Consider the following 25,025-nt stretch of genomic DNA (forward strand, 5'->3'; position numbering starts at 1 on the left):
TACTAACTGCGCTACTAAGTTGACGGGGCGCGGTTCTTCCCAGGTACGCCAAACCACGTTGCCCCGTTCCCCCGATTTTGGGCGTCGGTTGGTTACGGTCGGCCATAAAAAAAGCCCCGGACTGCGGGGCTTTTTTTATATAAAGCAGAGCCTATTTGTCGGCCACTAGCACGCCGCTGGCTTCGAAGTTCAGCTGCTGTTGGGGCTGGGTAATGGCGGCCACTTCCTGGTCTGATTTGCCGGCGTCTTTGGCGTAGTGCTGCAAATCGGAAACCGGCACCGTTTCGCGGTGGGCCCAGCCGTCAATCACCACGGTTTTGCCGGTAATATCCTTGGGCACGAAGAAGGCATAATCCTTGAACCGCACTCGCATGGGCTCCCCGTTGGGCGCCTGCAGCGTAAGCCAGCAGCCCTTGGCTTGGCACACGGCCGTAGCAGTGCCTACCAGCTTCACCCGCGCCGAGTCTTGCTGACCCAGTAAGCTGTTTAGGGCCGAAACCGGCTGGGCGCCTGCGGCCGTAATGGGGGCCCCGTAGGTGGTGCCCGTGGTGCCCGCGGTGGCGGCTACCGGCGTTGTGGTAGCCGTTGTTTTGGCGGTAGTGGTTTCGGTTTGGGGTTGGCAAGCGGCCAGCACTAGCAAGCCCAGGACGCCGGTGAGTGGATTAAGCAGGGGCATAGCAAGGAGAATTGTTGGGTTCAGCTCTCAACTTACGATTTTTTGACCTTGTATTTCTCCTTCTCTTTGGGTTGGTCAGTACTGCCGGCCGGTGCTCCCGTGTTAATGGCCGTTAGCAGGCGCACCTGTTCCAGCTTGCCCTTCTTGTCGTACACTTCGCTTTTCACGATGCCCACGGCCGGCGAGTAATAGTCGACTACCCGCACTGCGTTGCGCATGACCATGTCGGCGCGGGCGGCAGTGGCGCTTTCCCGCTCGGCTTCCACCTTGTAGCAGGCAAAGGAGCCGGCTGGCGTTGTCACCGTTTCGGTGCCCGTTATGCGGCGCTTATGCACGGTGGTGTACACCTTGGCAATATCGACAGCCGTGCTGCTCACCTGCACCGAAATACCGCCCTGGGGCAGTTGGGAGCCGACGGTGGGCTGATTGGGCCAGGCCAGGGGTACGGGCGCGTAGACAAAGCGCCGGTCGCGGAAGGAGCGTAGGCTCTCGGGGCTCAGCTCAGCCGATCCATCGGTGAAGCTGGTGTCCTGGCGGCAACGGTAGGTAAGGTCCTGTAGGCGCAGAAGCTTGTTTTTGGGGTCGTAGGTGCCGCTTTTCAACAGCACTGAATTGGTAGTAATGGTCTGTTTCTTATTCTGCTCTGAGCTCAGGCTGACCACCCGGTTGCGCATGGTGCCGGTTGTTTTGCCGCTGGCATCCTGGAGCTGATACACTAGCTCCATATTATCGTAAAGGCCGAAGGGGTGGGCGCAATCAACCGGCGGCAGTGTTTGGGCCAGGGCGGGAGAAGCGGCCAGGCAGGCGGTCAGACCGGCTGCCAGCAAATGAAATCGGGGCATAAGGCAAAGAAAAAGGAAGAAAATCAGCCGTTGGGCTGCATACGCAGACGGTTGAGTTTTGATGCTAAACCGCTAACCGTAGCTGCACGGTGGCCTTACACAAAGGTCTTGCCAGCGTCATCTCGTAACTTGCCCCGCGCCGCGCCGTTTCTTACCGGGCCGGTCGGGGGTAGCTTCCGCGGCCGCTACTGCTCACATCTTCCTTTTTATTGTAGATCTATGCCAGAACAACCTACTTCCTGGGCCGATACGGCCGCTTCACTGCTCTCCAAGCTTTCGGGTGGGGTAGAGGTAGCCCTCAACTTTGAGCAAATGGAGTTGCAAGTGCCCAATCCGGCCAACCCAGCCACGCCCACCACTTGGCGCCTGAACGGCTCGCTGCGCATTCGTACCCGGGGCGAAAATCCGCCCTCCGGTGCCCTTCCGCCCGCAAACTCTAGCACCCTTGGCTAACGGACTCGATATTGAGGCCCGGCTGGTCATTACCCTTGACGGGGACGACGTGCAGATAGCGGGCTCTGGGGGCTACCTCATCATCAACTTTCCCAGCCAGCGCGTCTTCGACAAAATAACCAGCGGCCCGCCCAAGGACCCCAACGCCCCACCCAAACCCAAAAATCCCAACGCCCCCGACCCGCTCCAGCAACTCAACGACCTAGCCCTGCAGCTGGGTTTGGTGCTGGATATGCGGGTAGCAGGCAAAACCCACGTTACTTTCGGCACGGGCCGCTCCGCCAAGATTACCCTGAACGCTGTGCTCGGCAAAATCGGGTCATTTTTTCGTGGGTAGCAACTGCAGGGCTACCCCGTGTGAGCAGGCAAGCCTTGCGCGTGGCGGGAGTACACTGAGCCGAGCAGAAGGCCGAATCAGAAATGTCTGTACTGAGTTAGAGCTGTTAATAGGTAGTGCAACAACTGTCCTGCAGAGCCGGAGGCGAAGCATCTCGCTTGAATCGTTGGGGTAGCAAACCTGACATCAGCGTGCGAGATGCTTCGCCGCCGGCTCCGCAGGACGTTCTTTTTTGCGGCCAGATAAGCCGTCGGGTTGCCGCGCGGTAGGAGTCGTCCGCCAGTTGGCAATCAGGGTTTTGGCCCGAAAAAAGCACGCGCGGAGCGGAACGTTTTTCCGTATCTTGCTCAGAGGCCCTTGCCCGCAGATCAGCCCTTAGAGGCCGGAACTAAAGGGCTTCAGATTGGTTTGCTTACTCGCACCCAGCCCTGCTTTTCAGCTCATGAATTCTGATCAAGAACGTACCAATAAAATTGGCGCCGGTCGGGCCGCCTCGGCTTTTCAGCGCATAGAGGGAGTGCCGCCGCTGCTCCTGATGCTGTACCTGGGCCTGGCCGGCATTGGGGTATTGTTCCTGATGCTGGTGGTGGCCTATATGTATACCCGCAGCCAAAGCGACACGCCCACCGGCATCTACCCGCTACCACGCTTCTTCTCCCTCAGCACCATCGTGCTGCTGATCAGCAGCTACACCATCAACCAGGCCCGCCACCTCTACACCCGCGACGACCTGGTGGGGCTGGCCCGCTGCCTGGGCGCTACCTTGCTGCTGAGCAGCGTGTTTGCAGGCCTGCAGGTGCTAGGCTGGCGGGAGCTAATGGCCCAAGGTGTGCTGCTAGACGGTGTGGCCAGCGGTACGTTTGTTTACTTGCTCTCGGCCCTGCACGTGGCGCACCTGCTGGGCGGCATGCTGTTTCTGCTGGCCCTGCTGTTGCGCACCCACACCGCCGCCCGCGACGCGGTGCGCAGCCTGGTATTTATCCGCAACCCCTACCGTCGCCTGCAGCTGCGCATGATTACCATCTACTGGCATTTCATCGACGTGCTCTGGGTGGCACTGTTTGCCGCTTTTTTGTTTCTGTATTAGCGACTGGCCCCGAAAGCTTGCTCACACAAAAAAGCCCGGCCAAGCCGGGCTTTTTTGATGCGGTATCCTCACGGTGCTGCTTAATTGGCAATAGTTACGGTGCCTTTGTAGCGTTTCTTGTCCGTGAACTCAATGAGGTAGTAATACACGCCGGCTGGTAGGCCACCGCCGTCCCAGCGGAAGCTGCGGTTGGTGGTGCGATACACCCGATTGCCCCAGCGGTTAAAAATTTCGAGGTCGGCAAAACGAGATTCGCAGAAATCGGGCGGCAGGTTGTTTTTCACGTTGTCCAGCTCGAAGTAGTCGTTCTTTTCGTCGCGCTGGTAGGGGGTAATGACGTTGGGCGGCAGGAAGTCCGGCACGGGTGGCTGCTCCACTTCAAAGCGCACCACGCGGGTTTGGGGCTGGGGCCGGCAGGTGCTTTCCTGAAGGGTAAACGTAACTTCCAAGCCATTCAGGCGCACGGCCTCGCAGTTGGCTTCCCAGCGAAATACCCCACTAGCTTGGCCAGTGCCGTTGCGCGCCACAAACGTCATTCCCGCCGCGGCCAGGTCGAAGCCAGCGCCAGCGGCCGAGAGCGTCAGCGCATCCACATCCACGTCTAGGCCCGAAAGGGAGGCCTCATACACGCCCCCAATTGGCCGCTTAATGACCAACGGAGCCGGGGTAGGAGAACCCGCCGTTGGGGCCGGAAATGGGCTGGTTAGCTGCGGGGGGCGGTTCACGTAGTCAATCTGCACTGGAATGACGAGGGTAGTGGCTTGGCGGTCGGCGCAGGGCGCGGCTGCCGCTGTAAACTCAAACTCATACAGCGGTTTATCCACGGCCCGGCAGTCAACGCGCCAAGTAAAGCGCCCGGTAAGCTGACCGTTGGTTTGCACTTGGGTGAGCTGCGCCCCCACGCTGCCGGGCGTGAAGCCTCGGCCGGTCATTTCTAACGTGATAGGGTCGTTGTCAGGGTCGGTGGCTACCAAGTCGAAGGTAATCAGGTCGCCGGGGCGGGCGCGCAGGGGGAGCACGGCCGTAGTGCGCAGGAGCGGGGCGGCGTTGGGCTCGGGTACGGAGGTGACGGCTACCCGCACGGTGTCGCGCTTGGGCAGGCTGCACCCGTTATCGGCCACAATCACATCCAGCAGGTACACCTTACCCTTGGTGTTGAAGCAGTCCGGGAAGCAGAGCCGCGACACGATGGTATCGGGGGCGCCGGGCGTGCGCACGGTTCCTTGCAGGGTGCTCAGGGTAGGAAGAGGAGCCGTAAAATTCACCGGGCTCAGCGACAACGTCAGGGCTGAGGTGGGGTCAGAATCGGTGAACTTGAGCGTGAAGCAGCGGTTGCTGCCGGGTTGCAGGCGTAGCGTATCGCGGCCGACTTGGTAGGGCTGGCGGCGGTTGGGCACCTGCATGACCACCTTCGGCCGGGCGTTGGTAGGGCAGGAAATAACTTTGAGTTGAAAATCGCGCCGGGTTTCGCCTAGCCGCACGCCCTTGCGGTATTCTGTGCAGCGCACCCCAAACACGAACAGACCCAGCCGGGTAGGCCGCACTTCCAGCCGGCCCGTGAGCCGCCCAATACTCAGGGTAGGATTGCCCGGAATCTGGCGGGTGACGGACAGACTATCAGCCCAGCGTATTGTGCTGTACGGGGCCGGTTGGGCACGGTCTGGCTTGGGAACAATCGTGTTGGAATAGCCATTCAGGGGCGTTACTAGGTCATACACCAGGGAGTCACCGTCGGTGTCCTGGCCCCCGAAGTTGTAGTAGAACAGCTCGCCCCGGCAGGCATAATCACTCAGGGGCGGAAAGATGCGGGGGGTAGAATTGCGGAAGGCCTGTCCGTTGCGCACCACCGCCGGAAACTCTAGGTAGAACGTTTGGGCCGCCCCGCCGGGGTCCAGGATGTTGCTGATGCCGTTGTTGCGGCAGCAGCGCTCCACGGCCACATAGTAGCCGTTGGGGCTAGTGAAGGTCTGGTCGCCGAGCGAAATTGGGCGAGTGTATACCAAGCGCCTCGTCACGAGGCTGGGCGTGGTGCAGGCGGGGTTGGTGTAGCTGACCAAGGTGTTATTGGTCAGGGGTAGCGGCACGTCTAGCAGGCGGCGGTTGGTGCCTTTCTCGAAGATGCTGGCCGTCAGTTCCGGGTCTAGGGCGCCGGGCTGTCCGTTTACAGCATCAAAATACAGGTTCAAGCTTAACTGGTAGGTAGAGCCGCTAACGTGTTGTAAATCAAGCTCGCCACCTACAATATGGGTAGCCCGTGCCGCCGGAGCCAGCACACACAGCAGCCACAGCAAAAAGCCAGTTCGAACAAAAGTAACAAGAGTAGAAGTTGGCATAGAGCAGCGCAGCTATTCAGGGAGCAATGACGAAAGATACAACCCGAGTCGCCGGGAGTCCTACCTTTTTGGTTTTTTCTGTTGCCTGCTGCGTACCTTTCATAGCCAGCTTTTTTGCCCGTCTTTGTGTTCTGTTCGTCCATCATCTGCCCTATGCGTCCCTTCCTTTACGCCCTCACTTTAGTGGGTCTGCTGCGTTGCCTGCCCGCGGCCGCCCAGCTGCCTGCCTACCCTCCGGCGGCCGCCGACCTGAACGGAGCCGCCGCTGAGGCCTGCGCGCAGACGCACAATCGGGTTGCCCGTCCGGCTTACGCCAGCCTGAGCCACCGGCAGAAAATGGCCCGCTACGACGTAACGTATTACAAGCTGGACCTGGACCTGACCAACACTACTCGCGCCGTAAGTGGAGCCGTCACCATCAGGGCCCGCACCGGAGCGCAACCCCTCGACTCGCTGGCCTTTGAGCTGTATTCTACCTATGCTATTGACTCCGTGGTAGTAAACGGCCGTCGGAGCGCCGGGCTGCGCCGGGTAGGCATGGGCGATGTGACCGTAGGGCTAACCCAGCCCGTGGCACCCAATACCTTGTTCAACGCCCTGATTTACTACCGGGGCACGGCTCCTAACGGTAACTCCGCCGCCATTGGCAACGCCCTTGATACCCGCACCGACCCCACCTACGGCGTGAGCACCACCTGGAGCCTGTCGGAGCCCTACAACGCCTATGAGTGGTGGCCCTGCAAACAGGTGCTCACGGATAAGGCCGATTCATCCGACGTTTGGGTTTCTACTGCCGCCACCAATAAAGTGGGCTCCAATGGGGTGCTGCAGAAATCTACCCCGCTACCTAACAACCGGGTGCGGCACGAGTGGAAATCCCGCCACCCCATCGACTACTACCTGATTTCGGTGGCCGTGGGGCCTTACGTGGAGTATGTAAACTATGCCAATCCCACGGGCGGCCCCCGCATTCCCATCGTCAACTACCTGTATAACCAAAAGGCCCTGAACGACCAACGCACGGAGATAGACCGCACCCCCGGCTTCATCGAATACTTCTCCGACATCGTGGGGCTGTACCCCTTTGCCAATGAGAAATACGGCCACTGCATGGCGCCCATTGGGGGCGGCATGGAGCACCAAACCATGACGACGCAGTACGGCTTCACCTTCACGCTCACGGCCCACGAACTGATGCACCAGTGGTTTGGCAACAACGTGACCTGCGGAGCCTGGGAGGATATCTGGCTCAATGAGGGCTTTGCTTCCTACGGGGAGTACCTGGCCCTGAATCAGCTTATTGGGTCAGCCACGGCGCTTTCCTGGATGAATCAGGCGCATACTTCGGCCATGAGTCAGCCGGGCGGTAGCGTTTTCGTGCCCGATACCACCAACGTCAGCCGCATTTTCAATTCTCGTCTCTCGTATAAGAAAGGAGCCGCCGTGGTTCATATGCTGCGCTACCTACTCAACGATGACGTAAAGTTTTTCCGGGCCCTGCGTACCTACCAGAGCACCTACGCCGGCCGCACCGCCCGCACCCGCGACCTGCAGCGCGTGTTTGAGCAGGAAGCCGGCCGCTCCCTGCAATATTTCTTTGACCAGTGGTTCCGGGGGGAAGGCTACCCCACGTTTTCTGTGCGCTGGAACCAGGCCGGCGGGTTGGTTTACCTTCAGAATACCGAAACTACCTCCATGCCCACGGTAACGTCCTTTTTCGCCACCGATGTCGACTACCGTCTCACGTTTACGGATGGCACGACCCGCACCATTCGGCTGCCGCAGTACCAGCCGGTAGTGTCAGCGGCCGTAGCGGAGTCGCGCCCTATCAGCAGCATCACCGTCGACCCCGACCAGTGGTTACTTAATGGCACTGGCCCTATCACCCGCGACAATGCGCTGGTAACCAGCACGCGGCTGGGAGCTAACGAGGCTACCATTACCGTGTACCCAAACCCCTGCCAGGACCAGTTGCGCCTGGCCGATTTTAGTGGTGGCCGAGCTACGGCTGAAGTTACGGACGCAACCGGTCGGGTAGTGCTGCGCCAGCCTATAACCTCAGCGGCACCCGTGCTGTACACGGCGGCGCTGGCGCCCGGCATCTATCACCTGCGCCTCCTAGGGCAGGAGGGCCTGATTGCGCAGGCCCGGTTTGTGCGCGCCGCGGAGTAAGACTTGCCAAGTGTAGCGCCCAGTAAAAAGCCGCCGATACGACTGTATCGGCGGCTTTTTACTGGGCTTCAAGGTTTCCCTCGCACCACCACCACTAGGAAAGATTTCTATACTGTTTGATAAGCGCGGCTACTTCTGGCGGGGCCGAGGGGAAGTTGAATACCGCGTCAATAAGCTCGTCAAACGAGTGAGCCGGCGTGAAGATAGAATCGGTGAAAGGATTGCTGAGCAGCCGCAGAAAGCCCGGCTGCCCATTGATGCTCACCAGGTCCAGGATGATGTTACCGTAGCGCTGGTTGCAGCGGCCGGTATTGGTGCAGTCGTGGGGTTGGGGCTTCAGGAAGTGCTTTTGGGTGCTTTCCGTGTACTGCTCATGGCGCACCGTGCGGTGACTGGATGCCCCCAGATGGTAGCCTAAGCTGAGAATTCGGTCCCGGATGAAGTCAAACAGGTGCCGGAAATTACCGGGCCCAATGCTGGGGTCATACAGAAACACGGCTCCGGGCCGCTTGGTGTCCCGGGCCAGCTGCACTCGAAACGTGCCACCGGGCAGGCCCGCTTTCTGGTAGTGGTAGGCCTTGAAGTAAGGGCCCATCCAGTTCAGGTACACTTGCTGCGCAATCCACTGCTGGCGTACCTGCTCCTCGGCCGCGCTTCGCTGCAGCGGCTGCCAGTCGGCAGAAGCGGGAGCAGAGCCAGAAAAAAAACCGTTTGAACAGATTCAACAACGTAGTAGGATTGATTTACAGGACAACAGGGGCCCGGTAAAATGGTTTTAATCTCGGCATTACTAGCCGCACAGTATTCCCTGCCTTGCCCCGCTGCAACGCAAGCACAGTGCCACAACCTGCGCTGGCGAGCACAAAAAAAGGCGGTGCCCCTAGTAAGGAGCACCGCCTTGGCAGTATGGAAGCGCACGAGGCAGGTTATTTAACCCGAGTCCAGGTTTGCGACTTACCAATCATGGAGAAGCCGATGTATCCTTTCACTTCCATGCTGTTAGCGTTCAGCATTTTCATGTAGCAGGAATACGTTTTACCGCTTTCTGGGTCGTAGATTTTGCCATCGTCCCACTTGTTATCGTCGTCGTACTCAAAACCTTGCATGAACACCATGCCCAGGCGCGGACGATTACGAAGCTTAGGCTCGGGGTTCATCGTGTCGGTTTTGGGCTTGCCGGTTTTGGGGTCGTTCGGCACAGTAAGGCTCACGATTTTACCGCACAGCTTGTCGCCACACTTGTAAATCTCGAAGGTGGCCTTTTTCTCGGCGTTCGTCCATACTCCGAGCGGGGAGAGAGATTGAGCCGAAGCCGCCCCTAGCAAGCCCAGGAACATGCCCAAGCAGAGGAACAGAATTTTTTTCATGGTAAGTGAAATGATAGATGGGAGTTTGTGGGAAAAAAGATAGGGGAAAACTCGTGAATAAAACGAATGACGCCTGTTTTTCCCGGAAATAAGCGTGGCAAGTTTGAGGCCAACTTACTGCCGAGGCTTTTTTGTAAATAATCTGGGTACTAAAACCAGTTGATGGTCAGCAACATGAATAAAAAATGCGGCCAGGGGCATAAATAATGGTGTTTTTATTTTGAACCATCCAGGGGGATTTTAACTTTACCTGTCGTAGCGAGTGCTACAGCCCCTGCCAAGCAGCCCTAAGGTGCTGGGTAGCACAGCCGGGGTTATGTCGGATCTAAAGAAAGGAGGTACAAAATGTCTAGTAGTCCCAAACAAATCCTGCCAAGCCTGTCGAATGTAGTCCGCTTCACCGCCGGACGCGCTTAACAACAGCTTTCGCGCGGAACGCACTCCTAATTGAGTACTTCCCGCATTCTGGCAAGGTCTTACTGGATAAGTGGATGATGGGGCTGTACCCCAGACTCATCGCTTGGTAAGATTTGAAGGATTAGATGCCCGGTTCGCCCAGCAGCCTCGCTTAGAGGATCTGCACAGGCGGCCGGGCATCGCTCTTTTACAGTGAGTTGGTGAACGGGTGATAAAGCGAATTCCGCTAGCGCTATTTGTGCCACTTACAGCCCTCAAGCAAGTGGAGCATCAAACTTACTTCGTCACCCATTCGCAATTTTACTTACAGCACCCGGCGCACTTGCATGAAGCGGCGCTCATAGTCGGTGCCTTCTACTTGGCTGATTTTCACGCCCGATTCGCGGCGAGCCGAAGAGGAATGCACAAAGCGTAGTGGCTCGCCCGGTTTACTAATGACGATGCCCGCGTGGCCAGGGGTAGTAGAGGTAGTAGCCGTACCAGTAAATACCACAATGTCGCCGGGGCGGGCCTGGATTCGTTCTACTGCCTTGCCCGTACTGATAAGCAGGGCCGTGGAATGGGGCACGGGTATGCGGTAGCGGGCAAACACGTAATTCACGAAGCCGGAACAGTCGAAGCCAGTAGCGGGGGTGCTGCCGGCGTAGCAGTAGTTGGTACCAAGTTGGCGCAAGGCAAACGCTACCACGCTGTCGGCCCGGGGTGGGGTGGCCTTGTTACTGATAACATACGCAACTGCCTGCGTAGTGGGGGGCTCCGGGCGTCCTTCTGCTACTGGGGTAGCCTGCCGGCTCCAAATCGACCAGCCTACCACTACGCTTACCAAGAGCAGAAAACTTAGCCAGACGTAGCGCATAGCAGGAAAAAAGGGCCGGGGACGGGCAAGGGTCAATTGCATAGCAAACAGTTTAAACCGACTGGTTGCAAATTGTTTGCCAGCTGCCCGCGGTAATGTAAGCCCCAAGATACTCGACGCTACGCTAACGGTGCAGGTAGGGAGCAAGTTTAGGCCTAGCTCGAGCGGCGGACAGGCGCATTGGGGTGTATTTTCGCCATTACTTTGCAGCCCTGAGCGGTTTCCTCCGTTCTTTGGCGACCACAACGGCACTTTTACTACCTCACCCACTTTTCGAATGCTCCTACACCTTGCCCGCCCGCTGGCGGTAGCGGCCCTAGGACTACTGCTGAGCCAGGCTAGCTCGGCCGCAGTAGCCGCGCCTACCCTACGCTATACGCTGTCCATGCCCGCGCCCCAAACCCACTACTTTGAAGTGGAAATGAAGCTGGACGGCTTTAATAAAGCCTTTACCGATGTAAAAATGCCGGTATGGGCGCCCGGTTCCTACCTGGTGCGCGAGTTTGCCAAAAACGTCGAGGGCTTTGAGGCTACGGCGGGCACTGAGAAGCTGCGGGTAGAAAAAGTCACTAAGAATACGTGGCGCATTTACCATCCCAAGGCCAAAAACTTCGCGGTGCGCTACCGGGTGTACGCTTTTGAGCTGAGCGTGCGCACCAGCTTTATTGATGCGGCCCACGGCTACCTCAACGGCACGAGCGTATTTATGTACCCGGCCGAAGAAAAGCAACTACCCAGCACCCTGGAAGTAAAGCCAGCCGCTGGGTGGAGCCAGGTTAGCACCAGTTTGAAGCCGGCCGGCGGCACCTTTACGTACCGCGCCGCTAACTACGATGAGCTGGCTGATTCGCCGATTGAAATCGGGAATCAGAAGATCTACACCTTCACGGCCAACGGTACGCCCCACACGGTGGCCATGTTCGGCGACCCAAAAGTTGACACGGCTCGCCTAACCCGTGACATGCAGCGCGTGTGCGAGCAAGCCCAGAAAGTAGTAGGGCAGAATCCGCTGGACCGCTACGTGTTCATTGTGCACAACATCGACCGGGGCACTGGGGGCCTAGAACACTTGTTTTCTACTACCCTGTCGGTGTCGCGCAATGCCTACTCCTCGGAGGCTGGCTGGAAAGGCTTCCTTGGGCTGGTGGCCCACGAATATTTCCACCTCTGGAACGTGAAGCGCATCCGGCCGGTGGCCCTGGGGCCCTTCAACTACGACCAAGAAAACTACACCCGCATGCTGTGGGTAAGCGAAGGCGGCACCGAGTACTTCAGCAACCTGATTGTGCAGCGGGCGGGCTTCGTAAGCCCCGATGAGTACTTGGGTGACCTGAGCAACGGCATCAACCGAGTAGAAAATACGCCCGGCAACCGGCAGCAGTCGGCCGCTGAGTCGAGCTTCGATGCCTGGATCAAGTACTACCGCCCCAACGAAAACTCCTCGAACACCGGCATTAGCTACTACGATAAAGGCGAGGTTATCGGGGCCGTGCTAGACCTGATGATCATCAACGAAACCAAGGGCCAGAAAAACCTTGACGACGTGATGCGCTACCTCTACGACCAGTACTACAAAAAGCTGGGCCGGGGCTTCACCGATGAGGAGTACCAGGATGCCGTAGCCAAAGTAGCCGGCCGCCGCTTCGACGACTTTTTCCGCCGCCACGTGTACGGGGTTGAAACCCTGCCCTACGAGCAGGCCCTGGGCTACGCCGGCCTGCAACTCCGGGTAGCTCCGGCAGCCGCTACCGAGGCTAGCCTGGGCGCTAGCGTTAGCCCGGCGGGCGGCAAGCAAACCGTAACCAGTGTAGTGCGCGAAGGCAGCGCCTGGCAGGGTGGCCTAAGCGTCGGCGACGAAATTCTGGCCGTTGATGGCGCCCGGGTAACCGACGATGTGAACCGGCTGCTAGCCAACCGGGCCCCCGGCTCTGAGGTGAAGCTGCTCGTAAACCGCGACGGGCTAGTAAAAGAAATCAGCTTCCCGCTGCTGGCCAACCCGCTACGTCGCTACCGTATTGAGCGCCAGGCAAGCCCCACGCCTGAGCAGCAAGTTGTGCTAGCGAAGTGGCTGCCCGTGCAGAAATAAAGTAGCAGCTTACAGCAAAAAGCCCGTCGTCCTTCTCTTAGGATGCCGGGCTTTTTGCTGTAAGTTGTTCAGTTCAAAGGCTTGGAAGGAAATAGGCAGTAACCCATCAAAATATAATGCAGAGGCGGGACCGAAGCAGTTCGCGTGCTGATGTCAGAGTACATTGGTAACGTTGGTATGCGAGCTGCTTCAGCGGCGCCTCTGCATGACGTGCTTATAGCAAGCCTAGGCTCTGATGGTTGGCTCATTATGATAAAAGTATAGTTGGCAGGAGCGGTGCTTCGATTGCGCGGGTTCTGGAGTAAGTACTACCGGTGCTGATATATTGATAACCGGCGCGGACAGCGCTACCCAGCAAAAAGCCCCGCTGTAAATCAGCGGGGCTTTTTGGTCCAGGTTTGGTGCCAGATACTTGAGGTGGCAAGCGCAGTTACTTGATGCGCTTAAGGGCTACCTCCCGCACTGGAGTAATAACTAGCGGTACTTTCTCCACTTTTACTGAGCTAGTATCGAGGCCGAAATACTTGTCTTCGGAAGCAATGAACTGCTTGATGTAGAAGTAAGCCTGCATTACCAGCTTCTCAACCATGGGAAACTCGTTTTCTACCGAAAGGAATTTCTCCAGCACTACAAAGCGGAAGTCACCGGTAACGTGCTGCTTGCTCAAAGACTCGTAGCGGGAGGTGATGTCCACTTCCTTGTTGCGCACCAGGTCCTCCACTACTTTGCGGAAGTAGAGGTTGATACGTTGCTCTACCCGGAAGCCCAGGCGGAACGTAATCCGGAACACGTCGTCGTGGGCCAATTCGGTTACTTTATACTCCATCGTATACGGCTCATCGGTGGTGTCCACGTGCACAAACCAGTAGATGTCGGCGCGCTTGGGGCGCTTCTGGAAGATGGAGTAAATAATCTTCGACTCGATTTCCGACTGCCGCTCCGCCGACGACATGAACACCAAGTGGGTAGCGTATTTCGACACCGACTCATCATTGGAGAGCTGCTTCAGGGCCTCAATGTAAGGCTCAATTTTCACGAACTCCGTCAGGCGCCGCTTGATGTAGTAGGCCCGCAGCCACACGTACATTACCGCCATCAACGAGGAGCCAATGGCCAGCGAAACCCAGCCGCCGTGGGGGAATTTGATGAGGTTGGCAATCAGGAAGGAGCCCTCAATAGCTCCGTACACCAACACGAAGAGCACAATGGCCGCCATCGGCACCCGCTTCATGTGCAGCCACGTAGTGAGCAGGATGGTAGTCATGAGCATGGTTAGCGTGATGGCCAGGCCATAGGCCGCTTCCATGTTCGTGGATTCCTGAAAGTACAGCACCACCCCAATGCAGCCCAGCAGCAGCAACCGGTTCATGCTGGGCACATAGAGTTGGCCCTTCACGTCGGTGGGGTAGTTGAGGCGCACTTTGGGCCACATATTCAGGCGAATAGCTTCCGCTACCAGCGTAAACGAGCCCGTAATCAAAGCCTGCGAGGCAATAATGGCGGCAATGGTAGCAATGCCAATGCCGATGAGCAGGAACCACTGAGGCATCAGAGCATAGAAGGGGCTCCGACCGTCCAGCATCTGGCCCTGGTGAGCCAGCAACCACGCGCCCTGGCCTAAGTAGTTCAGAATCAAGGTGGTTTTCACGAATACCCAGCTGATGCGGATGTTGCCCTTGCCGCAGTGACCCAGGTCGGAGTAGAGCGCCTCGGCTCCGGTAGTACACAGGAACACCGAACCTAGCAGCCAGAAACCACCCGGATATTCAGCCAGCAGCTCGTAAGCGTAGTAGGGGTTGATGGCCTTCAGAATAATGGGATTCTGTACAATCCAGCTTACGCCCAACACGCCCAACATGGTAAACCACAGGAGCATAATTGGGCCGAATGCCTTGCCTACAATCTGGGTACCAAAGCTTTGTAGCAGGAACAAGCCCGCAATAATGCCAATGACAATGGGCACCGTAGGAATGTCGGGCTTTACGGCCCGCAACCCCTCAATGGCCGACGATACGGAAATGGGAGGAGTGATAACCCCGTCGGCCAGCAGGGCCGCGCCGCCAATAATAGCCACGGCCGACAGCCAGGCGCCGCGCCGCCGCACGAGGGCGTAAAGCGAGAAAATACCGCCTTCCCCGTTGTTATCGGCATTGAGGGTCAATATGACGTACTTGACGGTGGTTTGCAGCGTTAGAGTCCAGAGCACGCAGGAAATGGCGCCCAGCACCAAGTTGGCCTCAATCAGGTTAGGCACCCGGGCGCTTTTCAGAACGGCGCTCATTACGTACAGCGGCGAAGTACCGATGTCGCCGTAAATAATGCCGAGGGCAATGAGCAAGCCAGCCGTCGAAATGGCGGTATGCGAGTGTTTGGCGTCCATGTGAGGAGGAAGAGAGTGAGGATAGCCGTTTTTAATAAGCGGGGCCAAAGGTAGTAGTTGCACACGAATGCGGCGCTTCGGTCCCGGCGCGCTTACGTAGGCCTTGGCAAAAAGTGACAATAAGGCCGCAAGATCAGTAGACTGTTGGCGCGTCGGGGGCGGGGAAAGGTGGCTGCGCGGCCTCGTGCAGCCAGTAAGCCGCCGTGGCAGCCGCCTCATTGTGGCGCTGCCGAATGCGAAGATTTGCCTCGCTGGCCAACTGCTGCCAACTGCGGGCCGGGCCAGCAAAAGCGAAGTGGCGCGGCTCCCGGCCGGGTCGGTGCAGGCGCCAGCGGTTAGTGCCCCGCACGCCCCACACCAAGAGCAAAGCGCCAGCACCCATGCCCAGGGCTGCTGGCATGCTGTGCAGCCAGAACTGCAGATAACCCAACATAAAGCCGCAGAGCACAAAGCCGCCCAGCAGCACGCCCAGCAGCCAGCGCACCGGTTGCACATCCACCCCTTCCAGCTCCCGCCAGCCGAACAGTTCATCGTTGATTTCCAGCCCGTCATTGGTCAGAGCTACCCGGCTGTCTTCACTGCGCAGGGTCGGGAAGTGCTGCGGGGGAGGCGGGGGTAAGGGCTGAAAGCCCAACTCCGGCTCCTGCAACTCAGAGCTGCTGGTGGCCGCCGGGGCGGGAATCACATCCTCTGGGTCAGACGCGGGCGGAAGGGAAGTAGAATCAGGCATGGTCGAAAAAGCCCCGCCGGCCGTGGAAGTCCGCACCCACTGGGGCACGACGATATACACTGGCAACAGCGGGGCTGGCACTCGAGAAAAAAGCTTAATTATTAACTTTCAGCAGCTCTACGTCGAAGATAAGGGCCGAGTCCGGACCGATGTCGCGGCCGGCACCACGCTTGCCGTAGGCCAGGTCAGAGGGAATGTACAGGCGCCACTTTGAGCCCTCAGGCATCAGCTGCAAGGCTTCTGTCCAGCCGGCAATTACCTGATTTACACCGAAAGTAGCGGGCTGACCGCGCTGGTAGGAACTGTCGAACACGGTGCCGTTGGTGAGCGTGCCGTGGTAGTGCGTTGTGACGGACGAGCCGGGACCGGGCTTACGGCCGCTTCCTTCCTTCAGCACTTCGTACTGCAGGCCGCTTGGGAGGGTAGTGATGCCGGGCTTGGCGGAGTTTGCTTGCAGGAAGGCTTCGCCTTCGGCTTTGTTGTTGCTCATATCAGAGGAGTCTTGGTTGGCTTCTTCGTGGGCTTCCATCTGCTGCTGCAGCTGCTGCATGGCGCTTTGCATCTGCTCGGGCGTGAGGCGGCTTGGCTCGCCGGCAATGGCCTCCTTCATGCTCTGGGCAAATACGTCAATGTCCAGGTCGAGGCCCTGCTGGGCGAAGTTGCGGGCCATATCGCGCCCGATGATGTAGCTGATTTGCTCTTTCAAGCCGTTCAGATTCATAAATCACAGGTTGTGCTCCTCAGTACACTACGGCCTTACTTTTCAAAAGCCGTGCGTAACCAGATGAGCGAGTGGAAAAGGGATGCCCGACGGTCCACCACGGGCCGCCGTTACTGTGAAGTACCGAAAACCGGCGCGAATGGATGTTGTTTTTTTCAACTGCCGAGGATAAGTCCCTGATTTTGAACTCGGCTTTGTTCCCTTTTAAACGCAACAAACCCCGCTGAGTGAGCGGGGTTTGCAGAAATCAAGGCCAGCGGCTTCCTAGCAGAAGTGCAGCTCTTCCTCGTCGCGTAGGTCAAAAAACAGGTTCAAGTCGCGTACCTGAGCGGCCAGGAAGCTCAATGATCCAATACCTCCGAGAACGAGCAGCGAAGAAACGGCAGCAGTGGTCTTTTTCATTGTGTTGTATGTATGTTAAAGTAAGTCAGCTTGTTGAATGCAAAGATACTACGCAGTCGTTACATAAATGTTATGCAAGCATCATTATTTATTAAGCCAATCAGTAGCTGTCAGGGCTAGTGCACCTGCTTTTACATTAGTGAAAGAACAAGTTCCAGGCCTGGGTTTACAGAGGAAAGGCAAGGCACCCAGCTTCAAAACGCCTCCGCCTATTCCAGTGCTAGCCAGCGTGCCCGGGGTATGTTTTGCCAAGGGCAGTAGCCCTACTTGCTACCGCCGGAGCCTTCCTTACTAGCTTTCATCTTCTCAGCCACCTCCACCATAGGCGCCACCCAAATGTCCTGCTCATGCGCTTGGAGGTAGCGCAGCAACTGCCGGTGCGCGGCTAGTTCCACGTTCAGGCCGTGGCCTCCTCCCACGCCGTGGAAGAGGAACACGAGCAAGGTGCGGGAGCGTTGGGCCTGCTTCACCAAATTAATCAAGTAGTCGCCCGACTGCCCATTAATCATGTAGCTGTTGATGTTGGCTAAATCGACTTGGGCTAGCGGTTGCAGGCCGGCCGTAACTCCCCGCGCCCCCACAAAGTCGTTTTTAAGTTGTTCGTAGAAGTACACGCCCCCAATCTGCCGGTCGCCGCAGGGGTAGGCGAAGGTGCGGGCTGTTTTACCATCAATGGCCGTCAGCAGAGTATTCGTAGCACGCACTTCGTTGACTGCCCGACTGATGGTGTACTTGCTCAGGTCGTTGTCGGGAGTGACGAAGTTACGGCCGGGCAAGCTACCGTCGCAGGGGTGCATCAGGGCGTGGTTGCCTAGCTCATGTCCGCGCAGAGCTGCCCGGCGCCATTCGGGTAAGCGGGCGGCTACCACCGGCGAGGAGCCGATAAGGTAGAACGTGCCGCGGAGTTTCAGGGAGTCCAGGGCAGGTACCACGTGGTTGAGGTCCACCGCCAGGGCATCATCATAGGTAAGCACCACGGCGCATTGCTTGCCGTTCCAGGGGCCAGCGGTTTGAGCGAAACTGGCGGTGCTGGCGGTCAAGGCCAGGAGGGCTAATGAGGCTAGGCAGTGGAGGTTGCTCATTCTTGCGAGGTAGGATAAGGCGGCTGTTCTGCTTATGGCTTTTCTTCCGACACCTCCACGCGGCGGTTGCGGGCGTCGGGTGAGGGGTAGAGGGGGCGGGCGTCGCCGTAGCCGAGGGTGCTGATTCGTCCGGCCTCGATTCCGGCCTTTACCAACTCCGCCTTTACGGCCTGGGCGCGCTGCTCCGAGAGTACCTGATTTTTCTGGGGCTCACCAATCTTATCGGTATGGCCAGCCACGCGCAGCTTCAGCAGCGGGCGGGCCTTGAGTTCGGCAGCTAGCTGCTCAAGGGCCGGGCGACTTTCGGGCAGCAGTTCGGCCGTTCCGAGCGTAAAGAGTACCGTTGGGAGTACTACGGGGGTGGCAGCCAGGAGCGGGGCCGGAGCGCGGCGTACTGTGTCGAGGCGGGCCGTATCGGGGCGCACGGGGGCCGGCGGAACTACCGGCCGAGGGGCAGCAGGCTTGGGCGTAGCAGAACCGGTTACCTGAATGGTAATGGGTACCACCGGACTTTGACTGGTAGGATAATACCCTTGGGTGAGGTAGAACGTGGTAGTTTTGCTAAGCGTGGTGCGGTAGCTGTTGCCAGCCGCAAGCGGCTTTTTGAGTTCAGCATCGGCAAACCAGAGCACGTTACGCCCCGACACGCGAATGGTACTGGCCGCGTTGGCCGCCACCCTGGCCGCCGACTTCAATTTGATTCGGTACAAGGTGAAGGTACCAAAATCACAGTCCCCCACGGGGTGGTAGGTGGCCTGCCCCGTCAGCTTTTCCTGCTGCGCGTCGTAAACAAAGGTAATGGAGCCGTCGCACCAGTAGCTAGTGGGCGAGCGGCCGGTTTCGTTGAGCTTACGCACGTGTTCGAGGCGCATCCCGGTGCTGGTAGGGGTAGCCCGCACCTGAAACGTTACGGTGGTACGGGGCTGTCCGCCTACCTCCTGGTAGAGCACCCCAAACAAGCTCTTGTCCTTGCCTTTCTGCACCCGAAGTACCGCCGGCCAGTAACCTTCCCGGTCTTCAGTGTCTGTTTCAACCCCTTGCCAGACGCCCGCCAGCGACTGGGCCCGTAGTGGTCCTGTCAGCAGCAGCGCCAGAAGAAGTAGCCAACTACTATGTTTCATGGTACCTAGGTCAACTGATTCGAGGGCGTTGCGGCGGGGTAGCACTAAGCGCCGGGCGCAGCCCTACCGCTGGTAACGCTGCACCCGCTAACTCGAATATCTGACGCGGCCGAATTTCTTCCAACCCCTTCCCGCTTCTAACCCAGGTAGGCCATGTCTTCGGGGCTCAGCCGGATGGCTGCGGCCCGCAGGTTCTCTTGCAGGTGAGCCAGCGAGGAAGTCCCCGGAATGGGGAGCAGCTAGGGGGAGCGGTGCAGCAGCCAGGCAATGTTGATCTGGGCTTCCGTGGCGTTATGTTGGCGCGCAACTTCGGCAATGCGGTTATCGGCCTTGGGTAGGGCGTGCACCAGCGAGAAGAATGGAATCAGCGGAATGCTGTGCTGCTCGCAGAGGTCCAGCACTTCCTCACCACCAGGGTTGGCCCCGTGCGGCAGCTGCACGGTAGTGCGCTGAGCGTAGCTGTACATGTTTTCAACCGTGGCAATAGAACCCAGTCCCAGCCCGGCTTCCAGCTCGGGGCGCGTTACGTTGCTCAGGCCCACGTGCTGAATCTTGCCCTCGTGCTGCAGCTCAAACATGGCGCCCAGTTGCTCGTCTAGCGGTACCGGCCCCTGGCCCATCAGCCGCAGGTGTACCAACTGAATTTGCTCCTGGCCCAGGGTGCGCAGGTTGTTATCGATGCTGGTACGTAGGTTACCGGGAGTGTTGAATGGCACCCAGCTTTTGTCTTGCCGACGAGTAGCGCCTACTTTGGTGCAAATGACCAGGTTTTCAGGGTAGGGGTACAGGGCTTCGCGGATGAGGCAGTTGGTAACATCCTCGCCGTAGTAGTCAGCAGTATCCAGAAATGTTACCCCTGACTCCACGGCCGTGCGCAGGATTTGCAGCGCCTCGCCGCGGTTAGCCGGCTCGCCCCAAACTTCCGGACCAGTCAGGCGCATGGTGCCATAACCCAAGCGGTTAACTGTTAGCGGATGCGCTGAGTTGGAGGCAATGGTGATAGTTGACATAAAGCAACGGCTGGAAGTAGAGTAGTACACCGAACTACATTTGCAAGCGCGAAAAGTTATAACCTGTCGTGCCGGCTGTCTGCTAAACCAACTCAAAATGTCGCCCGCAAACTGGGTGAGGCGTGGCCCCAGCAAGCCCCTAAACCTAGAGGCTGGCTACGCTCGAAGCCGGTAGGTGACTATACCGTAAGCAAGCGATTAGTACCCGTTTTGGGCGCGGTGCTGGATGCGCTTTTCCCAGCGCTTGCGCCGGGGAGCAATGTAGCCGCGCAAGTGTTTCTCCATCACCAGCGTGGCGCACGGGGCAGCGGCCGTAGCTCCGAAACCAGCGTTTTCGATATAAACGGCCACTACTATTCGGGGTTTGTTGGCGGGGGCGAAGCCCACGAAGGCGGCGTGGTCGTCGCCCTCATCATTCTCCACGGTGCCGGTTTTGCCGGCAACCGTAATGCCCACATCCGCTAGGCTGGAGGCATCGGCCGTGCCGCCGCGCTGCATCACGGCTACCATACCCGGCACCAGGGCGGCAAAGTGGACGCTGTCGATGAGGGTGCGGTGTTTAATCAGAAAGCGCGGTAAGGGCCCGCTTCCTCCCACACTCCGCACCAGGTGAGGTGGGTAGTACCAGCCGCGGTTGGCGATGATGGCCGCCATATTGGCCATTTGCAAGCCCGTGAGGTTGATTTCGCCCTGCCCAATGCTAAGCGAGTAAATGGATCGGTAAGTCCAGCGGGTGGTGCGGTGCGCCTTGTCGTAGTACGCGGGGGTAGGCAGGAAACCGGGGGCTTCGCGGGGTAGATCTACGCCCAGTACGGAGTCTAGCCCGAACGAGCGAGCGTGGCGGCGCCAGAGTTCCAAGTTGGTGTGCCGGGTAGCCACCGTATCCACCACGGCCAGTGTATCGGGCACCCGGTTGATAAGGCGTTCCATCACCTGGTAGAAGTAGGGGTTGCAGCTGTACTTCAGGCCCAGGGTTAGATTTTTGCCGGGGGGGTGACGGTGCACGCAGCTAATCAAGGACTGGTCGCAGCGAAAGGTGGTAGTCGGGCTGATGGCGCCTAGCTGAAGGGCTACGGCGGCATTCACCAATTTAAACACCGAGCCGGGCGGATTAGCCAGCATGGCCGGGCGGTTCAGCAAGGGCATGTCTTCGTGCTCCAGCAGCTCGGCGCGCACCCCAGCCTGGTCTGGTGCCGTAAGGGTTGCCGCGTTATACACCGGCGCCGACACGTAAGCCAATATTTCCCCGGTGCGCGGGTCCAGGGCCACTAGGTAGCCGCGGCGGTTGCCCAGCAGCTTTTCGGCGTAGGCCTGTAGCTTAACGTCAATGGTGAGGTGTAAGTCCTGGCCCTGCCGGAAAGTGGTATCCTTGGCCCAGGTGCCGTGGGTTTGGCCGTTGGCATCTACCAAGGGGTGGAGGTAGCCGTGACGGCCCTGGAGCAGACCGTTATAATAGGTTTCAACGCCGCCATTGCGCAGCCGGTAAAAACGGCCGCGCCGGTACCGCTTAGCTTGGCGGTAGAACGCCTGCGCCTCGCTGCTCAGGTAGCCCAGCACGGGAGCCGCGGCGCCGGTGGTATACGTGCGCTGGTGGCGCTCAACCACGGCCAGCCTAGGCCAGTCGGCGCTGTCGCGGCGGACCCGTTTGGCTTCAGCGGCAGTAAGCCGAAGCTGGACCGGGTAACCAGCGGGTGCGTCTGGGTAGGGCAGGGCCTCGGCAATGCGGCGCCGGACGGTGGTTGAATCCCAGCCTAGCAGCAGGCCTAGCGCCAGGGTATCCAGTGGGAAGCGGCGCGGCAGCTTCAGCAGGTACTGCAGGCGGGTGTCAACCAGCACGGAGTCGTTGCGGTCAAGCACGCGGCCCCGGATAAGCGAGTCGGCCACCACGATGCGCCGGCGGGTGTATACCTCCTTGGTTTCCGAGTCCTGCGGCGGTTGGCCGGTCTGTTGCTCTGGTGATGAGCAGGCGGCCAGGGCCACAAGCAAAGCCAGTAGACAGTTCCCCCACTTAGTAAAAGCCGTGCGCATGGGGTAAAGCTAGAGAATTGCCGGGCTTCGGTGCTGCGCTTTTCGATCAACCGGTTTGCTTACCGCTCGGAACCGCGCGGAATTCAGCTTAGTGCTAGCTGGTCGGTGGGTAGTAGTTTCTTAGGCTCCCTTTCTGCTTCTACAATTCTATTGCGTGTGCCCCACACTGTTGGCTAATACGGATAAAAACAGCCAATCGAAAGCAGAAACCGAAGGCGAGGGCTAGGGCAGTTCAGGTAAAATACTTCCCCTTTGAGAGGGCGCCGCTGGGAAACAAGCGAGTTGGGAAAATCGTACATGCTTTCATGTATGAACAGATTATTCTAGAAGAATCGTATGCCACGGTGTTGGCAGACTCGGCCACGCCTTGCATCATCGTACAGCTACATAGCTTTGCCAACCGGGAACAGTTTAAGCACATGATGAACACAGGGCTGGAGTACTTCCAGACTCATACCAGCCCCCAACAGCCCTGGGGCTGGATTGCCGATACGCGCCGCATGAGTGCCATCCACAACGATATTCAGCAGTGGCTAGCCCACGACTGGAACGTTCGGGCTTACCAAGCGGGTTTGCGCGAGATGAGCATCATCACCTCCCAAAACGTGCTCGGGCAGCTGGCAACCCAGCAGTATGCCCAGCTAGCGGTAGCGCAACCCGAAAAATATGTGCTGGAACCTGTTTACTACCCATCATTGGAGGAAGCTAAGCAAGGCGTAAGAAAAAGAACTGCAGCGTCCAAGGCTCAGGAATAGCCCTGTGCAAGACATTTGAGGGCGCTTCTCATTCATCATTGATTTCGAATAGGCTTTTATGCAAGAGTTAAAAACCTCTCTGGGCAGGGTGTACCTAACAGTAGATACCGATTATGAAAACCAGTGGATCCGGGTAAACTGGCAAGGCTACCTGACCGCCGACAGCATTCAGGAAGGGGCCAAGGCCTACACCGAAGCGCTAGCCAAGGCCGGATTTTCCTGCGTTCTAAACGACACCCGTTCCGTACGCGGCCCCTGGGACCATTCCATGGATTGGGTCATCAACGAATGGGCACCCAATGCGGCTGCGGCCGGTATGCGTTACTTCGCCCTGATTTCGACGCCGGAAACCCTAGCCGACGGCTCCGCGGCCAACTTCTACGCCCAGCTAAAAGCCTTCCACGCCGAGGTGTTCGACAGCACTGAAGCGGCTGAGGAGTGGCTACACCGCGTGTGTAACGAGGAAAAATAAACTGCTTGGCTCAGGGCTGCTGCACGAGCAACGGCTAGGAGAGATGGAACAACGGAGGTATAGGGGCCGGCAGTGGACCCGCGAGTAGTATTAAGTAATACGCCGCGGTAGCAGGACCTGCACTTTAAGTATCTCTCAGTAAGAAATGCGCCGCTTGGATAGCTCCAGGCGGCGCGGTTGTGGTTTGCTGCTTTACGGCAGTGCAGGTATTATCCGCTGGTCACGAGTTACGCTGCGCTAAACTCGCGCCAGTTGGGGGCGAAAGCGGGTGTCGTGTAAGGATGATTAAATGCCAACCTAGTTGGCTAAGTTGGGATTGAAATAGTTAGTAAGACCCTATCCTTGACGTAATTTCCATACAAAAAAATATTTATTATTCCTTATTTCAGATTCGATGTTTGTTAACTTTTTAGTGTTATCCCCAAATTTGCTTAAGTAGTTAATCCCACCAAGCCCAGCTACAATTTGACCAATATTTTCTGGTAAAAAATGCGAGAAAAGGCCAATGGAAACAAAGGTGGTTCCTACTATGATATCTTTTACCAAATCAGCGACGATAATCTTCTTTGCCGATTTGATGCTTTGATTCATTTTATTGATTTCAGGAAGTATTTCATCCCGAAATGCTTCTTTAAGGTTAGTGTCATTTTCTTTTGAGTTAGATAAAAAGTTAGTAAGGGAATCTCGATAAACTTGGAAAGCTTCGCCCTCTTTTTTTCTTAAGTTTATTAGATTGTCCAGAGGGACGTTTGGAATATGTGGGATATGGTGAGAAAGAGAGGAAGTGAACTTCTTATTTAGAATGCTTTTATTCTTGTCTTGAATAAGAGTCGAATCTATTTCTCTATCTGTTAGATAAGAAGAGTTATATATGTTCGAGTAGTAATTTTGTGTCAACAAATCGTCTATGATAGGATGGACGAATTCATTAATTAAACCCAGCTTTGTTGCTTGCCTTTTCGTTAATACACCTTGAGTTTTTCTGCCCAGCTTTTTCCTCAAATCTACAAGCGCGTTTCCAGTGTAGCTAAATCCACTGGGATGCTCAAGAATTTCCTCGGGGCCTTCTGCTATAATGAAAGCATCTCCGTCTTCGTCTGTTTCAAGAATGAATTCAATTTCATTCAGGAACGTCTCTTTTAATGAAATTTCTGCTTCAATAATTTTTGCCTCGTATTCTTTAGTAATTGCTTTGGTTTCTCGCAAACAATCTCTGCATATGTGCTGAAATGTAGTTGTAAACAAAAAAATGCCAGCATCGAGTAATGGTTTTACATGATAAAGCACTTTAATATCTGCAATAAGCAGAGCTTTTGCATAATCACTGAAATAAGCGGTATGTAAGTATTTTTCGAATGGATTTTGTATATAAACTACATCAGCATATAATGCTGCATTTCTTGCTAAAGTGTCTATATGGTTAATACGGCATAGGTCTCGAGAACATGGAAAAGTTCCTCCGCTTAGAGTGTTATTTGCTACAAAACTGAATTTAGAATCATGTTTTATGCTATTAGAACGTTGGATAATGCTTATTGCCGAGTCAATTACTGCATAAATTTTATCGTCACTCATTGTGGCAATAATTTTATTGCAATGCTTCGGCGTCCAAAGTTGCTGATAAAGTAAATCGAAAAGTTCTTTCATGATTATCAATAATGTTGGCCCAGAACCCGGACTCGTTTCCTGGTTCTGGGC

Annotated in this window: 22 protein-coding genes; 7 read left to right on the forward strand and 15 right to left on the reverse strand. The window is 57.2% G+C overall.

Translation table 11 applies throughout. The annotated features are described in order from the left end of the window. Positions 1–151: 151 nt before the first annotated feature. Together MWH26_RS07755 and MWH26_RS07760 are read right to left on the reverse strand one after the other, a co-directional pair. Positions 152–676 (reverse strand): DUF4920 domain-containing protein, encoded by a 525-nt coding sequence (locus tag MWH26_RS07755; RefSeq protein WP_247976752.1) that lies wholly within the window; start codon positions 674–676, stop codon positions 152–154. A 32-nt stretch (positions 677–708) separates the two neighbouring features. Next, positions 709–1,518 (reverse strand): TapB family protein, encoded by an 810-nt coding sequence (locus MWH26_RS07760; RefSeq protein ID WP_247976753.1) that lies wholly within the window; start codon positions 1,516–1,518, stop codon positions 709–711. Positions 1,519–1,737: 219 nt separating this feature from the next. Between MWH26_RS07760 and MWH26_RS07765 the strand changes: the two genes are divergently transcribed. The 3 genes from MWH26_RS07765 to MWH26_RS07775 all read left to right on the forward strand — a co-directional run bounded on the left by MWH26_RS07765 (position 1,738) and on the right by MWH26_RS07775 (position 3,395). Then, complete coding sequence (locus MWH26_RS07765) at positions 1,738–1,971, forward strand: hypothetical protein (RefSeq protein ID WP_244696030.1); 234 nt, start codon at positions 1,738–1,740, stop codon at positions 1,969–1,971. Further along, complete coding sequence (locus MWH26_RS07770) at positions 1,964–2,308, forward strand: hypothetical protein (RefSeq protein ID WP_247976754.1); 345 nt, start codon at positions 1,964–1,966, stop codon at positions 2,306–2,308. The genes MWH26_RS07765 and MWH26_RS07770 overlap by 8 nt, the downstream gene beginning before the upstream one ends. Before the next feature lie 442 nt (positions 2,309–2,750). After that, positions 2,751–3,395 carry a cytochrome c oxidase subunit 3 gene (locus tag MWH26_RS07775; protein WP_247976755.1) on the forward strand — a complete coding sequence of 215 codons (645 nt, stop codon included), beginning with the start codon at positions 2,751–2,753 and terminating at the stop codon, positions 3,393–3,395. Positions 3,396–3,475: 80 nt separating this feature from the next. Here the strand turns inward: MWH26_RS07775 and MWH26_RS07780 are convergent, their stop codons facing one another. Further along, the gene (locus MWH26_RS07780; RefSeq protein WP_247976756.1) at positions 3,476–5,728 is read right to left on the reverse strand and encodes a T9SS type B sorting domain-containing protein; all 2,253 of its coding nucleotides are present in this window, start codon (positions 5,726–5,728) and stop codon (positions 3,476–3,478) included. A gap of 153 nt (positions 5,729–5,881) precedes the next feature. Between MWH26_RS07780 and MWH26_RS07785 the strand changes: the two genes are divergently transcribed. Continuing rightward, entirely contained in the window at positions 5,882–7,900 is a 2,019-nt protein-coding gene (locus MWH26_RS07785) for a M1 family metallopeptidase (protein ID WP_247976757.1), read from the forward strand. A 94-nt stretch (positions 7,901–7,994) separates the two neighbouring features. Here the strand turns inward: MWH26_RS07785 and MWH26_RS07790 are convergent, their stop codons facing one another. The 3 genes from MWH26_RS07790 to MWH26_RS07800 form a co-directional block, all read right to left on the reverse strand. Further along, the gene (locus MWH26_RS07790; RefSeq protein ID WP_247976758.1) at positions 7,995–8,495 is read right to left on the reverse strand and encodes a hypothetical protein; all 501 of its coding nucleotides are present in this window, start codon (positions 8,493–8,495) and stop codon (positions 7,995–7,997) included. 331 nt (positions 8,496–8,826) lie between these two features. Next, entirely contained in the window at positions 8,827–9,267 is a 441-nt protein-coding gene (locus tag MWH26_RS07795) for a DUF2147 domain-containing protein (RefSeq protein WP_188558637.1), read from the reverse strand. Between the two features lie 721 nt (positions 9,268–9,988). Further along, complete coding sequence (locus MWH26_RS07800; protein ID WP_247976759.1) at positions 9,989–10,540, reverse strand: C40 family peptidase; 552 nt, start codon at positions 10,538–10,540, stop codon at positions 9,989–9,991. A 277-nt stretch (positions 10,541–10,817) separates the two neighbouring features. Between MWH26_RS07800 and MWH26_RS07805 the strand changes: the two genes are divergently transcribed. Continuing rightward, a complete protein-coding gene (locus tag MWH26_RS07805) occupies positions 10,818–12,626 on the forward strand; it encodes a M61 family metallopeptidase (RefSeq protein ID WP_247976760.1) in 1,809 nt (602 codons plus the stop codon). Between the two features lie 430 nt (positions 12,627–13,056). Here the strand turns inward: MWH26_RS07805 and MWH26_RS07810 are convergent, their stop codons facing one another. From MWH26_RS07810 to MWH26_RS07845, 8 genes are all read right to left on the reverse strand, one after another. Continuing rightward, on the reverse strand, positions 13,057–15,006 hold the full coding sequence (locus MWH26_RS07810) for a KUP/HAK/KT family potassium transporter (RefSeq protein WP_247976761.1): 1,950 nt from the start codon (positions 15,004–15,006) through the stop codon (positions 13,057–13,059). 133 nt (positions 15,007–15,139) lie between these two features. Beyond that, positions 15,140–15,817, reverse strand: a complete 678-nt coding sequence (locus MWH26_RS07815; protein WP_247976762.1) for a hypothetical protein — start codon at positions 15,815–15,817, stop codon at positions 15,140–15,142. Positions 15,818–15,830: 13 nt separating this feature from the next. Further along, entirely contained in the window at positions 15,831–16,457 is a 627-nt protein-coding gene (bamJ, locus tag MWH26_RS07820) for a BamJ family beta-barrel-assembly machinery protein (RefSeq protein WP_244696039.1), read from the reverse strand. Positions 16,458–16,721: 264 nt separating this feature from the next. After that, positions 16,722–16,859: a hypothetical protein gene (locus tag MWH26_RS07825; protein ID WP_188558631.1), complete on the reverse strand. Its 138-nt coding sequence runs from the start codon at positions 16,857–16,859 to the stop codon at positions 16,722–16,724. A gap of 263 nt (positions 16,860–17,122) precedes the next feature. Next, positions 17,123–17,941 (reverse strand): polysaccharide deacetylase family protein, encoded by an 819-nt coding sequence (locus MWH26_RS07830; protein WP_247976763.1) that lies wholly within the window; start codon positions 17,939–17,941, stop codon positions 17,123–17,125. A gap of 32 nt (positions 17,942–17,973) precedes the next feature. Continuing rightward, positions 17,974–19,062 (reverse strand): OmpA family protein, encoded by a 1,089-nt coding sequence (locus tag MWH26_RS07835; protein ID WP_247976764.1) that lies wholly within the window; start codon positions 19,060–19,062, stop codon positions 17,974–17,976. Between the two features lie 239 nt (positions 19,063–19,301). Further along, complete coding sequence (locus MWH26_RS07840) at positions 19,302–20,072, reverse strand: aldo/keto reductase (RefSeq protein WP_247976765.1); 771 nt, start codon at positions 20,070–20,072, stop codon at positions 19,302–19,304. A gap of 198 nt (positions 20,073–20,270) precedes the next feature. Beyond that, the gene (locus MWH26_RS07845; RefSeq protein WP_247976766.1) at positions 20,271–22,100 is read right to left on the reverse strand and encodes a peptidoglycan D,D-transpeptidase FtsI family protein; all 1,830 of its coding nucleotides are present in this window, start codon (positions 22,098–22,100) and stop codon (positions 20,271–20,273) included. Positions 22,101–22,405: 305 nt separating this feature from the next. Here MWH26_RS07845 and MWH26_RS07850 point away from each other — a divergent pair, with 305 nt between their 5' ends. Further along, positions 22,406–22,855 (forward strand): hypothetical protein, encoded by a 450-nt coding sequence (locus MWH26_RS07850; RefSeq protein ID WP_247976767.1) that lies wholly within the window; start codon positions 22,406–22,408, stop codon positions 22,853–22,855. 58 nt (positions 22,856–22,913) lie between these two features. After that, positions 22,914–23,327, forward strand: coding sequence for a YdgH/BhsA/McbA family protein (locus tag MWH26_RS07855; RefSeq protein WP_247976768.1), 414 nt, complete (start codon positions 22,914–22,916; stop codon positions 23,325–23,327). Positions 23,328–23,663: 336 nt separating this feature from the next. Here MWH26_RS07855 and MWH26_RS07860 read toward each other — a convergent pair whose 3' ends face one another. Next, positions 23,664–24,974 (reverse strand): hypothetical protein, encoded by a 1,311-nt coding sequence (locus tag MWH26_RS07860; RefSeq protein WP_247976769.1) that lies wholly within the window; start codon positions 24,972–24,974, stop codon positions 23,664–23,666. Positions 24,975–25,025 lie beyond the last annotated feature (51 nt).

This window comes from Hymenobacter sublimis (genome assembly GCF_023101345.1).
GTDB classification, from domain to species: Bacteria; Bacteroidota; Bacteroidia; order Cytophagales; family Hymenobacteraceae; genus Hymenobacter; species Hymenobacter sublimis.

Bases quoted from the DNA above. Each gene is read 5' to 3' on its own strand.
- MWH26_RS07755 (WP_247976752.1), bottom strand. From the start codon at position 676: ATGCCCCTGCTTAATCCACTCACCGGCGTCCTGGGCTTGCTAGTGCTG.
- MWH26_RS07760 (WP_247976753.1), bottom strand. From the start codon at position 1,518: ATGCCCCGATTTCATTTGCTGGCAGCCGGTCTGACCGCCTGCCTGGCC.
- MWH26_RS07765 (WP_244696030.1), top strand. From the start codon at position 1,738: ATGCCAGAACAACCTACTTCCTGGGCCGATACGGCCGCTTCACTGCTC.
- MWH26_RS07775 (WP_247976755.1), top strand. From the start codon at position 2,751: ATGAATTCTGATCAAGAACGTACCAATAAAATTGGCGCCGGTCGGGCC.
- MWH26_RS07780 (WP_247976756.1), bottom strand. From the start codon at position 5,728: ATGCCAACTTCTACTCTTGTTACTTTTGTTCGAACTGGCTTTTTGCTG.
- MWH26_RS07785 (WP_247976757.1), top strand. From the start codon at position 5,882: ATGCGTCCCTTCCTTTACGCCCTCACTTTAGTGGGTCTGCTGCGTTGC.
- MWH26_RS07790 (WP_247976758.1), bottom strand. From the start codon at position 8,495: ATGGGCCCTTACTTCAAGGCCTACCACTACCAGAAAGCGGGCCTGCCC.
- MWH26_RS07795 (WP_188558637.1), bottom strand. From the start codon at position 9,267: ATGAAAAAAATTCTGTTCCTCTGCTTGGGCATGTTCCTGGGCTTGCTA.
- MWH26_RS07800 (WP_247976759.1), bottom strand. From the start codon at position 10,540: ATGCGCTACGTCTGGCTAAGTTTTCTGCTCTTGGTAAGCGTAGTGGTA.
- MWH26_RS07805 (WP_247976760.1), top strand. From the start codon at position 10,818: ATGCTCCTACACCTTGCCCGCCCGCTGGCGGTAGCGGCCCTAGGACTA.
- MWH26_RS07810 (WP_247976761.1), bottom strand. From the start codon at position 15,006: ATGGACGCCAAACACTCGCATACCGCCATTTCGACGGCTGGCTTGCTC.
- bamJ (WP_244696039.1), bottom strand. From the start codon at position 16,457: ATGAATCTGAACGGCTTGAAAGAGCAAATCAGCTACATCATCGGGCGC.
- MWH26_RS07825 (WP_188558631.1), bottom strand. From the start codon at position 16,859: ATGAAAAAGACCACTGCTGCCGTTTCTTCGCTGCTCGTTCTCGGAGGT.
- MWH26_RS07830 (WP_247976763.1), bottom strand. From the start codon at position 17,941: ATGAGCAACCTCCACTGCCTAGCCTCATTAGCCCTCCTGGCCTTGACC.
- MWH26_RS07835 (WP_247976764.1), bottom strand. From the start codon at position 19,062: ATGAAACATAGTAGTTGGCTACTTCTTCTGGCGCTGCTGCTGACAGGA.
- MWH26_RS07840 (WP_247976765.1), bottom strand. From the start codon at position 20,072: ATGTCAACTATCACCATTGCCTCCAACTCAGCGCATCCGCTAACAGTT.
- MWH26_RS07845 (WP_247976766.1), bottom strand. From the start codon at position 22,100: ATGCGCACGGCTTTTACTAAGTGGGGGAACTGTCTACTGGCTTTGCTT.
- MWH26_RS07850 (WP_247976767.1), top strand. From the start codon at position 22,406: ATGTATGAACAGATTATTCTAGAAGAATCGTATGCCACGGTGTTGGCA.
- MWH26_RS07855 (WP_247976768.1), top strand. From the start codon at position 22,914: ATGCAAGAGTTAAAAACCTCTCTGGGCAGGGTGTACCTAACAGTAGAT.
- MWH26_RS07860 (WP_247976769.1), bottom strand. From the start codon at position 24,974: ATGAAAGAACTTTTCGATTTACTTTATCAGCAACTTTGGACGCCGAAG.